The organism is Saccharicrinis sp. 156, assembly GCF_050589685.1.
GTDB lineage: Bacteria > Bacteroidota > Bacteroidia > Bacteroidales > Marinilabiliaceae > Saccharicrinis.
The window spans coordinates 40,727-54,047 of record NZ_JBNGOS010000023.1 but is presented as its reverse complement, the minus strand read 5'-3'; the positions used below and the strand labels follow the sequence as shown (position 1 = coordinate 54,047).

The following is a 13,321-nucleotide window of genomic DNA, read 5'->3' as shown; positions in this document are numbered from 1 at the left end:
TAAAATTAATATTTATAAACTAATTTATTATGAAGACAAACCTTTTATTACTATTAGTTTTTATTTTGTTTCTCCCCATAATGTCATGTAAGCAAGAAGCTGAGAAACCTGATATTAAAATATTATTTCTTCATCATAGCACTGGAAATTACATTTGGCATGGCCAACCTCCTTCACTTTTAAGAAGGGTAATTCGAAAAATATCTCCATCTATCGATGATAAGTTAAGCAAAAAAGCGTTGTTACCATCTTATTTTAAATCTTATAACAAAAATCATAAGCGAAATTATTCTATTTCAGAAATGGATTTTCCCAAAGCTTCGCCCTACGGCTGGAATAACAATCCTTTCGATTATTATAACATATGGGTAAAAAATGCTGGCGACAAACCATTTAAGAAAGAACCTACTTTAGAGATACTTACCAAAGATTATCAGGTTATTACTTTTAAACACTGTTTTCCGGTGACCAACATAAGGGAAGACCTGGATTCTGCAGACATTAATTCTTCTGCACGAACAATAGCCAACTATAAGCTTCAATATTTGGCACTTAGGGATAAACTTCATACTTTCCCTAAGAACAAATTCATTCTGTTTACGGGAGCCGTGCAAGTAGAAAGTAACTTACCCGAAGACCAGGCTCGCAGAGCCAGGAAATTCTTTGAATGGGTAAGGAACGAATGGGATTTGGAAAATGACAACATCTATTTGTGGGACTTATATAGCTTAGAAACCGAAGGAGGTTTGTATCTAAAAGAAGAATATGCAGTTTCTAAAAATGATTCGCACCCCAACAAGGAATTTTCAACCAGAGCTTCAAAACTACTCTTCAACAGAATAATAGATGTGATTGAGAACAATGGGGAAACCACCGCTCTAACTGGCGAATAAAGCTAGTCGCTACTACCATAATTTATCGATTCGAAGATAACTTTTTGGAGAAAATCATACCCCGAGACAGGCCAGTGTGCCTTTAATTCGGGGTTTCAATCAATATACAACACGCAGTTAGCAAATATTCCGCAAGCAGTAAACGCTTGATATATTCTATGTTAATTTTAAGTCCAAATAAAATCTCTAATTAACGAAACACCAACATTTACATAATCGTCTCTTGCATACACTAGAATCCTACAAAACCACCCTACTAAAAACCTAAAGCTTTTTTTCTGATACCGACGGGCTTTTCATTTTAAGTTCACCTCTGTTTTTATATCTCAACGGTGTTCATGATTTCGGCTACGCTCGAATTGCCTGCAGCTGCAAAACGGAAAAAAACCCGTTTCTGACATGAAAAAGCTAAAAATAAGTGCTCATCCCTTAAAAAAAACCCGCCTCCCGACCAGACAGGCTTACTACGTTCAAACAGCTTTTACTTTTATTTATTTTTTGCTCCGTTCTTTAATACCTAAGCAAGCTTAATATTACACTCACTTATCGCCAAAATTCTTTCTTAACGCTTCGAATACTGATTTTTTTAACGCTTTTGCCTGAAGGCGGATTAATTACCCATACAGTATGCTTACTCGTTTAAAACGCTTGCTATATAAATCAATACGATAGACTAAACAATACTGAGTCGGTCAGTAATCTCTTGCATAGGATCTTTAAGTAAAGGTGAAAGGCATTAACAGTAAAGCCGGAAAATTATTCCCGGCTTTACTATACCATTACTTTTTCTTCTTTCAGAGCGCGAAGTATAACCAATTATTACCCGAATCAATTTAATCCAATGGAATCGTTCTCACCAACTCCTGAGTAAATTTAGCTGCTCCCTTAGCATTAAAATGAGATAACCCTACCCAATCCTCAGATTGGTTTATAAAAGAACAAAACTCTCTTGAATTAAAATTATAAAGATTCACGGTACACCCCTCACTATATTTAATTTTGTAAGGCCCAACGTCTGAAAGATTCTGATATTCATTCACTGTCGGTATTTCAACGACAAATAACTCAATATTGTTTTTATCACAAAGCACGGCAATCTCTTTTATCCAATCTGCAGATTTATATTCATCTAAGTCCAGAAGTTCCTCTTTATAGTCAGAATTATCAGGAACGACTTTAGTTCTTTTTACTTGCCCATACGAAACAACACCGCTCCTGTACTCTTTTGAGAAGGCTTTTTTAAATAATTCATGCCCTTGCCATCTAAACTTCGATACCGGAATGTCACTATAGTCATACTCCTGATCTTTCATAGTAAACTCCACAACCGGATGAATACCTGTCGGATCAAATGTTTCAATAGTAGCATTTACCGCCAATATAACGTACTTTGGATTTATGTTATAATTCTCAATATACTCCTTTAATTGAATAAATCCTGTTTTTACTGAACTACCCACCATCCCCATATTATATGCTTTTATCCCTTTTGAGGTGAGCAACTCCGTATCTACACCATATTGTGCTAGGCTTGAGCCCAAAACCAACAATTCATAGTCTGGATCCACAAAATTAATAGACTCTATTCTTTTACCCATGTCCCAATCTGTTGCCACAACAACCCGGTAATAAAGATAATTAACAATAAAAGAAAACAGAAGTAAAAACAAACCAAAAAGTAACCCTTTTTTAACTAGATTCTTCATATATATTTTTTTAATCATATCGTATATCCACTCACCTTATCACTTGAAACACAAAGCCATGATCGATTAATCATCCCTGCCTTTATTCAGCAAAGGAAATAATTTAGAAATCCACGTAAACAAACTGCTGTTCTTCAAAACCAACTATTATCAAAATAGTGATTATTAAAGAATAAAGTGTCCATCTTAAAAACTGGTTCCTTTTGCTATTTCTATACCAGTTACGTTCGATTTTATTATATTGGTTTGGATAGTCTTCTTGCAACAATTCCACAAAAAATATGATAGGAATATAAATCAAAAGCATGTATGGAATAGTGCTAATGCCATCGAGGGATACACTCATACTTTTAGTGAAAAGTCCTTTCATGAACAATGCAATCGTCCCGAGACTTGGAGAAAAAAAGAACACCATTGATATGCAATAAAACAAATAAGTGGCTATACGACCAATCATTTTGCTAACGGGTTGGCCCATTGATGAAAATAACTTTTTCCTCCATTTCCTGGTGAAATATTCGTAGATAATAGCTATTGCCTGCAAAAAACCTAATAGCATAAAAGTCCAACCCGCTCCATGCCATATCCCAAACAATACCCACGTAATTATCAGGGCATAAACCGGCGCAAACTCGCCCCATTTCCTTCGCTTAAACATGGTTTGCTTAAAAATGTAATCGTTAAACCACGATGAAAGAGATATGTGAAACCTTTTCCAAAAGTTAGTCATGTTCTGAGAAAAGAATGGGCGGTTGAAATTAGGTAGCAGATCAATTCCAAACATTTTTGCAAATCCTATGGCAATATCTGTATATCCCGAAAAGTCAAAATACAGGTACAATGGTTGTACTAAAAATATTGTCCACAAACTAAATCCATCCGAAGAATTAAACTCCATGTTATTGCTTAGCACGTAAGGAGCTAACTGATTGGCAATGGCAACTTTCTTAAAAAATCCATACAGTATTATCCTCGCTCCGGAAATAATATTAGCTTCGTTTAAAGACCCCCATTTTTTAATTTGGGGAATAAAATGATTAGAGCGTTCAATGGGTCCCGATAAAAATTTTGGAAAAAATGTAAAATACAATAGCAGATTAGGAAAATATGATTCTGGTTTCTCCCACCCTTTCTGAATATTAATGAGGTAACCTATACCCTGAAGGGTTATATATGATATGCCAAACGGAACAATAAATTCAGAAATTTTTGAGAACCGAATACTGGTATCCAATACATCTAACATCGGATCAAAAGTAAAAGATGCATATTTAAGCAATCCAAGCTGTAACAAGTTAATCCATATACCAATCCTAAATACCAATTTCTTTTTACTAGTGGCAGCTAATTTTATACCTATATAATAATTAAATAAAGCATAAATTATTACGTAGGGTAATAAAAGATAATCTAAACTGCCTATAAATAAACAACTTAATAAAATAAGAAATCCATTTTTATATCTATTCCCTAAGCTATAATAAACAATAGTGCATACTATAACTGCGATGACGAACTGAATTGAAACGAAATCCATTAACTCAATTTTTACAATTAAAAACGCCCTAAAATATCAAAATAATATGCGCAGTTACAATACCCACCTTTCCATTTTGACCAAACACGATGAATCAAGTGACAAGTGCTGAAAATTACCGTATCAAAAAAATGAGATTTTTATATCAATTAAAAAATGAGATACAGCTGAGACTGTAATTCCAACTCTGTTCATAAGTGAATAAATATTGATATTGCAGCTTAATGCAAAGGAGAAAGAATCATCAATGCACATTGCGATGCGAGATCTGGAATCGGAGCAGCTAAAAAGTGGAAAATCATTAACGGAAAAAAGCGGTGTTTTTGCGCCTATATTGAAAGAGTTTTTAGAGGGTGCCCTTGAAGCAGAGATGTAGGATCATCTTAGCGATGAGGAGCGTTCTTTATCAACAAAATGAACAGGAAAGGACAAAAACAGAGGAAACTGGGGTTGGCAACGTGTACTTTGGACCTCCGTACGGCAGGAACGCTAGTTTTTAATCCTAGATAGTCAAAAAGCGACAAACAGTATTTTCTTAAATATTATTGAAGAGGATTACAACCACATTAAGTCCTTTGTAAATTCCCTTGCATGACACTCTATTTCTCCTTATTCAATAAGGAATCCATGCACCTTAACCTGATGGCCTAAACGCCCTTTTAATTATAATACGTCCGTCCTCATAAAAACAACCGTCACCAGTTTTATAAAAACGATAAGCTATTCCGTCAATGCTCATATCAAAGAATGCAGATCTATTCTTTTTTTTTCTAAAAAACCTGTAATAACATGTGCTCAGGCCTCGCACAACTCCTTTTTTGCACTATATTCAACAACATTTCCATCTTCATCACAAATTATAGCCATTACCCTCATCATCGGCTTACCCATAGAAAGCATGCCATTAAGGTTTTTTGTTGCAATTTCTGTTTATCCGATTCGACGTGCAATAGAATGTCGCTTCTGTAATACCATATAAATCAAATATTTTTGAATTGGGAATACAATTAGCCCATTTTTTGACTAAATCGAATAGGAAGCCTCAGCTGTTAAAGCATTATACTTAAGGTCTGGGAGGTGAATTTCATCAAAATATGGTCTTAAAAAACGAATCATTGAGGGTGCCATTGCCCCAAACGTTAATATTTGATCTTCCAGTAATTCGTATGCATAAAAAGAATTAATCAGTCGTGAGGAATAGTATATATACAACCTCCTCTTGTCAGTGGAACCCAAAAAGACTGCACAGAAACTTTGCAAAAAATCTGCCGATCTCATTTATATCAAAGCCTATTTCCCAAAAATCCTTCATAAATGCTCCTACATTTCTAAGAGAGATAGAAACCCCATTGGGATTAGCGGTATTGCCAAAAGCAAATAATATATATATGCCAAATTATTCTCAACCGTTTTTTTTGCAAATTATTATGAAACATTATAGTATAATGATGCGTATGCACATTTGGCGAAATGCAAATTCACCTTCAAATTTTATGAGGTATAAAAATATCAACATTATAACTATATTTGCATTATTAACAACACAATAATCAACACAACATGAAAAATTTATTTTTAACATTACTGGTATCACTGCCAATACTTCTGTCGGCACAAGATATCGGTGGTGACTATTACGTAGCCGTGTACGGGGACGACAACAATCCGGGCACGTACGAACTACCATTCGGCACCTGGCAAAAGGCATTTGATTCTGCCCAGGCCGGCGACACAGTCTACTTCAGAGGGGGAACATACTACGTAGGTTCGGGAGAAAAAGTTACCTATGACCCTAGGACGGGACATGGCAATAGCGGAACCCGCAACAACTGGATATGTTTTATGAACTATCCTGGCGAGACCCCAATACTGGACGGAACAAACACAACCAATTACGAAGAACTGTTTGAAGCATGGCATACAAGCTATGTGTTGTTCAAGGGTCTGGTTTTTCAAAACAAGTGGCAAAACAAATGGAACCAAATAATCCGCCAGGCTGTTTTCTATGAAAACGGAACCATTCAAATAGAGAACTGCATAAGCCGGAACAGCGGGGGCTACGGTTTTACAATAAATGCCTGGGACACACTGTACTGTTACAACAACGACAGTTACGAACACTATAACCTGAAGTCGGACGATCCGGGCAACAAACCCGATGGTTTTGCCATTGCCAGTGGGGGTGAGACCACAGACTACGGCGAAATGATAGGCTGCAGGGCATGGCGATGTTCCGATGATGGAATAGAGGCCAGCTGGGCAACTGAAATGTTAGTCGATGGTTGCTGGACCTTTTGCAACGGTTTTTTGAGTGGCGGTGCCGGTGTTGGAATAAAATATGGCCCTGGATATATAGAACATGCCGAGAACCGGATCACGCAACGCTGTATTGCTGCCTGGAACAAAGGGCCCGCATACTCCTTCCAGAATATCCACCACCAAACCAATGGCCCTATTGGTAATTTTTTCAACAACCTTTCCTATAAATGCGAAATAGGGTTCCAGTCCATAATAGGCGATTGGGACTGTGCCGTGGGCGACACCTATTTAAAATTCCACAACAACATTAATTACAACAACACAAACAAATCCTTAGATCAATTAAATCTGGTTTCTTGCGGGGGTAAAAAATCCGAGTTTTGGCAAGGGGACCATAATACCTGGGTCTGGAAATCCGACGGTTATTTATATACGTACAATAATACAATTGGGTGGTCCCACAACCAGGAAGATTCTCAATGGGCCTTGTTGCCCGATTCTGCTGCAACGCAGGCGATATTGAGCGCACCGAGAAAAGCAGATGGATCGCTGCCTGATATTGGGGACGCGTTTAAACTAAGTTCGACCAGTGACTTGATTGACAAAGGAGTGTATGTGGGTATTCCATATTCAGGATCAGCACCCGACTTGGGTCCTTTTGAATATAATCCAAATATAGTTTTCCCTACAATAAAGTTTACAAGTTATTCCCCTAATCCAACCCATGATCTGGTATACCTAACATATCAAACAGAAAGTTCATTTGTTAGCATTAAAGTTATTAACGATGGTGGCAATATTGTTTATAACAGCGACATTAATACTGGTGAAAGTAAATCCAGTAAGAATGGAGATTATAAACATGTTATCAATATGAAACATTTCCAGGAAGGTGTATATACCATTATATTAAGTGATGGTACATATAATTCGTCATGCTTTGTTACAAAAGACAATCTTTAATTAAAATCATAGTTTTTTTTGTATTTTACGGATTGTAATATCTGTAAGGTTAATACTTACAGGTATAAACAGAAATAAGAGATTATTAACATAATCAAAAGAGTCGGGATACAGAATCTCGGCTCTTTTACATTTTTAGCCTAAAAAATAATGAAAACCAACAGTTTGGTGTTGTTTTTTAACATAACTTTTCCATTCAGACTGCCCCGTTCTGTTCATGAAATAAAAACTAAATACTTGGCGCAAAATCAGTTGTAGCCTCCCCAGTAAGGTCACCTTGTATTTTCAGGCAATGTTGCCTACTATTAAAAACCTCACATCTGAATTTCCACTCATTTTCAGGTAATCATCCTCCTTTTTACTATTTATCTAGTGTACCTCATTTTTGCCCGGTTATCTTTTGTAAGCAAAATCAATTTTGATATTGGCTTGTGTGACAAATCTCTGATTATGGTTTGCAGCATAACTACCTTTTCAAATTTTACGCTACCAATTGCTATCTTTTTTTCTTCTGTAAAAAAAAGAGCCGGAGAATTTTTTCCGACTCTTTATATTGATCGTTTTCCTTCTTAACACGCTTGAAATACAGTAATTCCACCGTTGAAGGCAAAGTAATTTTAACTATACAGTATTAAGTTGCCTTTATCTTTCTAATTACTAATTGTCATTTACACATTCTGGTTATTTCCGCTAATAAACTACCAATTTCTTGGTTGAAGAGAAATCTTTTGTTTGTATTTGAACATAGTATAATCCTTTTGCAATTTTGCTGACATTAAAACCTGATTTAAATATACCTTCTTCTGCATTCTTTTTATCGATCAGAATTAAATGACCATTCTGATCAAGTACAGAAATAATGATCTCACTTGAATTCTTAAGTAGCAACTCTATATTAATATAATCATTAGTTGGATTTGGATAGAGAGTTATATCAACTTCCTCCTCCGCTCGATCATAAGAATTATCTGATTCACTGGAAGCTATTAATTTGGTAGCAACAGATTCCATCAAAGCGGTATTTCCTTGCCAAACTTCATCATCAACTGAGTTTACTTCATAAGTATTGTTGGTTCCTGAAATGAAGGGAACTGCATTACCAATCAAGGCATCACTAACATTCAGCGTTACCGGGTTTGAGCTAATGGTCAAATCAGGTACCAACGGACTCGTCATGTCGCAGGTATATATACCGGCATCTTCGGACTGTACGCTTGTTAAATGATATTCGGTTGACGTCGCCCCTGGGATTTCCGTTCCGTCCTTGTACCATTGGTACCGGTTTTCGCTTCCCCCACACGTTACCGACAAGGTATACGAATCTTGTTCGTAAAGGTCTACCGTATCCGTTTCCCCAATGTATTGTTGCGGCGAATAGCTGGCCAAGCCAACATTAGGCTCGATATCCTCGAATGTTAACCTATTACCTTTGACAGGGAACTGTTGCAGGTTGGCAAGAGAAGAGAAATCGGGCAAACTGCTTAAGTCGTTCTGGTAGAGGAAGAGATTCACCAGGCCGGTACAATTCACTAATTCAGCAGGAACATCGCCCGTGAAATCACACTTGGCCATAAATATAGTTCTCAGCTCGGTGCAATTGCCCAGTTCAGGGGGAATTGAGCCCGATAGCTGGCTGTTGTTGGTCAAGCCCAAATAGGTCAGCTCAGTTATGTTGCCGATCTCGGAAGGAACTGTCCCAACAAGGTTGTTGCCCATAAGGTCGATACCTGTGACCCTGTTTCTGCTAATTGAAACACCATACCAAGAGGACACGGGTCCTGTTTTCCAATTTGCATTGTTGGTCCAGTTGTCTCCATCGGTTGCATCATAAAGAGCTGCAAGCGCAAGCGAGTCTGTTTCCAGATTTCCGGTAATAATAAACTCGGCATCACTAACATCAACAGGATCATTATCCACATCGCTTATGCGCACCAAACAATTATTGGAAAGTTCAAATGGGAAGTTCCAATAATACACCCCAATATCCCGAGTATTGGACACTACATCGATCCAGTTGGTTCCTGAATTTGTTGAGTATTCGATATGGACATCACCACTGGTTCCCATCGAGGTCCATCTAATATAATGACCAGTGCCAAGTTCATAGCTTTCACCTCCATTGGGCGCTGTTATGTTTATCATAGATATTGATATAATAGAATAAACCGCATCACTTGTATCATAAGGATAGCCATCAATATCACTGATACGAGTTAGACAGTTTGAAGAAGACTCAACAGGGATGGACGACCATAAGTAAGTTCCATCGTTAGGTGTACTGGCTATTATTTCATTCCAGCTTTCCCCGTTATCCGTCGAGTATTCTAATCGGATATTATCAATGTCCCCATAAGAAGTCCATCTTATTACATAATCAGAACCACTTTGTAATATTTCTTCCCCATTAGGAGAAATAAGCTCCAACGATGTAATACCAACATTCATTGTAACCGGGTTTGATTGTATGGTTAAATCAGGTACCAGCGGACTGGTCACGTCGCAGGTATACACACCTGCATCTTCCGTGCTCAGTTCTGTTAGGTGATATTCAAGTGATGTGGCCCCCAGGATTTCGTCTCCGTCCTTGTACCATTGGTACCGGTTGTCGCTTCCACCACAGGTAACTGACAGGGTATAGGAGTCTTCGTTATATAACTCCACAGTATCTATTTCTCCAATTTTCTGTTGCGAAACATAACTGGAAATACTAACATTGGGTTCGATATCCTCGAATGTGAACCTGTTGTTTCTGACTGGAAACTGCTGCAGATTAACTAGAGAAGTTAAGTCGGGTAGACCGCTTAGGTTGTTATTGTATAAGAACAAATTCATCAAGTCTGCACAATTCGCTAATTCCGCAGGAACATCACCCGAAAGATCACACCTGGCCAAAAATATGGTTCTTAGCTTGGTACAATTCCCTAATTCGGGAGGAATAGAACCAGATAGCTGGCTGTTGTTGGTTAATCCCAGATAGGTCAGCTCTGTTAAATTGCCGATTTCTGACGGAATCGTTCCAACAAGGTTATTATTTATCAGATCTATACTGGTAACCCTGTTTCCGCTGGTTGTGATACCGTACCAGGAGGATACAGGTCCTGTTTTCCAGTTAGCATTATTGGTCCAGTTATCTCCGTCTGTCGCATCATAAAGAGCTATGAGTGCAAGCGAGTCATTGCCCAAAGAGGATACTATACTGAAGCTATTATCGCTTCTGTCCGTTGGATATGCATCAAGGTCACTTACCCTTACAAGGCAATTAAAAGAAAGTTCGTTTGGAATAATCCATTCGAATACTCCATCATCCGGAGTATTGGAGGACACATCTGTCCAGTCGGTTCCGGAATTTATTGAGTACTCAATACGGACATCACCGCTCGTTCCTGCTGAAGTCCAAGTAATATCCTGGTTAGAACCAGCCAACCAAAGTTCCTGCCCGTTAGGAGAAGTAAGTTCCAACGATGTGGCATTAACGTTCAACATAACCGGATTTGACTGAATGATCAGATCAGGTACCAGCGCATTTGTCACGTCGCAGGTATACACGCCGGCATCCTCTGTTTGTAAATCTGTTAGGTGATATTCATATGATGTAGCCCCGGGAATTTCAACGCCATCCTTGTACCATTGGTACCGGTTGTCGCTTCCACCGCACGTTACCGACAGGGTATAGGAGCCTTCGTCATAAAGGTCTGTCGTATCCTGTTCCCCAATGTATTGTTGTGGCGAATAGCTGGCTATGCCAACATTGGGCTCGATATCCTCGAAAGTAAACCTGTTGCCCTTGACAGGGAACTGTTGCAGATTAACAAGCGAGGATAAGTCGGGCAGACCGCTTAAGTCGTTCTGATAGAGGAACAAATTCACCAGGCCTGTACTATTCACTAATTCCGCAGGAACATCGCCCGTGAAACCACACCTGGCCATAAATATAGTCCTCAGCTTGGTGCAATGGCCCAACTCAGGAGGGATAGAACCCGATAGTTGATTGTTGTTGGTCAAGCCCAGATAGGTCAGCTCGGTCAAATTGCCGATATCGCCAGGAACCGTCCCGACAAGGTTGTTGGCCATAAGGTCGATACCTGTGACCCTATTGTTCTTGGTTGAGATGCCGAGCCAGGAGGATACCGGCCCCGTTTTCCAATTTGTATTGTTGGTCCAGTTATCTCCATCCGTTGCGTCGTAAAGGGCTATGAGGGCAAGCGAGTCGGATGCCGAGGGTGATACCATACTGAAGATATTATCGCTTCTGTCCGTTGGATATGCATCAATATCACTTACTCTTACAAGGCAATTATAAGAAAATTCGTTTGGAATAACCCATTCGAATATTCCATCATCAGGGGTATTGGTAACCACATCGTTCCAGTCGTTTCCTGAATTTGTTGAGTATTCGATTTGCACATTACCCCCGGTTCCCGTCGAGTTCCAGGTAATGTCCTGATTAGTGCCTCCCAGCCAAACTTCCTCCCCGTTGGGAGAAGTGAGCTCCAGCGATGTGGTATTAACGTTTAATGTAACCGGATTTGACTGAATAGTTAATCCTGGTACCAGTAGATTGGTCACGTCGCAAGTATATACACCTACATTTTCAGAACTGATAGCTGTCAATTGGTATTCATTGGAAGTTGCCCCGGGAATTTCAACGCCATCCTTGTACCATTGGTACCGGTTTTCGCTTCCCCCGCAAGTTACCGACAGAGTAAAGGAGTCTTCGTCATAAAGGCCCACCGTATCCGTTTCCCCAATGTATTGTTGTGGCGAATAGCTGGCCATGCCAACATTGGGTTCGATATCCTCGAAGGTAAACCTGTTGCCATTGACAGGGAACTGTTGCAGATTAACAAGCGAGGATAAGTCAGGCAGACCGCTAAAGTCATTCTGATAGAGGAACAAATTCATCAAGTCTGTACAATTGCCGATCTCAACAGGAACTTCACCCGAGAAATCACATCTGGCCATAAATATGGTTCTTAGCTTGGTACAATTCCCTAATTCGGGAGGAATAGAACCAGACAATTGGCTGTTGTTGGTCAAGCCCAGATAGGTCAGCTCGGTCAGATTGCCGATCTCGGCAGGAACCGTCCCAACAAGGTTGTTGGCCAATAGGTCGATACCTGTGACCCTGTTCCCGCTTGTTGAGATGCCGTGCCACGAGGATACAGGTCCTGTTTTCCAGTTTGTGTTGTTGGTCCAGTTGTCCCCGCCCATGGCGTCGTAAAGGGCTATGAGTGCAAGCGAGTCGGATGCTGTGGGTGATACCATACTGAAGATATTATCGCTTCTGTCCGTTGGATATGCATCAAGGTCACTTACTCTTACAAGGCAATTATAAGAAAATTCGTTTGGAATAACCCATTCGAATATTCCATCGTCAGGTGTATTGGCAACCACATCGTTCCAGTCGTTTCCTGAATTTGTTGAGTACTCGATATGCACATTGCCCCCGGTTCCCGTCGAGTTCCAGATAATATCCTGATTAGTTCCTCCCATCCAAACTTCCTCCCCGTTGGGAGAAGTGAGCTCCAGTGATGTGGGATTAACATTAAGCGTAACCGATTTAGTCTGAATGGTCAAATCAGGTACCAGCAGGCTGGTTACGTCGCAGGTATATACACCGACATTTTCAGAACTGATAGCTGTCAGTTGGTATTCATTGGAAGCAGCCCCGGGAATTTCAACGCCATCCTTGTACCATTGGTATAGGTTTTCGCTTCCCCCGCACGCTACCGAAAGGGTATGGGAATCTTGTTCGTAAAGGTCCACCGTATCCGTTTCCCCAATAAATTGTTGTGGCGAATAGCTGGCTATGCCAACATTGGGCTCGATATCCTCGAAAGTAAACCTGTTGCCTTTTAAAGGAAATTGCTGCAGGTTAACCAAAGAAGACAAGTCGGGCAGACCGCTTAAGTCGTTCTGATACAGGAACAGATTCACCAGGCCTGTACAATTCGCTAATTCCG

The 13,321-nt window shown here is 39.5% G+C and carries 5 protein-coding genes; 2 read left to right on the top strand and 3 right to left on the bottom strand.

Going from position 1 to position 13,321, the window contains the following annotated elements; all coding sequences use genetic code 11:
* Nucleotides 1-29 precede the first annotated feature (29 nt).
* Nucleotides 30-893 (top strand): hypothetical protein, encoded by an 864-nt coding sequence (locus ACRD64_RS15070; RefSeq protein ID WP_430934277.1) that lies wholly within the window; start codon nucleotides 30-32, stop codon nucleotides 891-893.
* An 833-nt stretch (nucleotides 894-1,726) separates the two neighbouring features.
* Here the strand turns inward: ACRD64_RS15070 and ACRD64_RS15065 are convergent.
* Together ACRD64_RS15065 and ACRD64_RS15060 are read right to left on the bottom strand one after the other, a co-directional pair.
* Nucleotides 1,727-2,599, bottom strand: a complete 873-nt coding sequence (locus tag ACRD64_RS15065; RefSeq protein WP_430934276.1) for a hypothetical protein — start codon at nucleotides 2,597-2,599, stop codon at nucleotides 1,727-1,729.
* Nucleotides 2,600-2,702: 103 nt separating this feature from the next.
* Nucleotides 2,703-4,136, bottom strand: coding sequence for an MBOAT family O-acyltransferase (locus ACRD64_RS15060; RefSeq protein ID WP_430934275.1), 1,434 nt, complete (start codon nucleotides 4,134-4,136; stop codon nucleotides 2,703-2,705).
* Nucleotides 4,137-5,696: 1,560 nt separating this feature from the next.
* Here ACRD64_RS15060 and ACRD64_RS15055 point away from each other — a divergent pair.
* A complete protein-coding gene (locus tag ACRD64_RS15055; RefSeq protein WP_430934274.1) occupies nucleotides 5,697-7,358 on the top strand; it encodes a T9SS type A sorting domain-containing protein in 1,662 nt (553 codons plus the stop codon).
* A gap of 690 nt (nucleotides 7,359-8,048) precedes the next feature.
* On the opposite strand, the gene ACRD64_RS15050 is transcribed toward ACRD64_RS15055, so the two are convergent.
* Nucleotides 8,049-13,321: immunoglobulin domain-containing protein (locus ACRD64_RS15050; protein ID WP_430934273.1), on the bottom strand; the 5,273-nt coding region annotated here is incomplete at its 5' end.

Coding starts and splice junctions, on each gene's coding strand:
- ACRD64_RS15070 (WP_430934277.1), top strand. CDS start 30: ATGAAGACAAACCTTTTATTACTATTAGTTTTTATTTTGTTTCTCCCC.
- ACRD64_RS15065 (WP_430934276.1), bottom strand. CDS start 2,599: ATGAAGAATCTAGTTAAAAAAGGGTTACTTTTTGGTTTGTTTTTACTT.
- ACRD64_RS15060 (WP_430934275.1), bottom strand. CDS start 4,136: ATGGATTTCGTTTCAATTCAGTTCGTCATCGCAGTTATAGTATGCACT.
- ACRD64_RS15055 (WP_430934274.1), top strand. CDS start 5,697: ATGAAAAATTTATTTTTAACATTACTGGTATCACTGCCAATACTTCTG.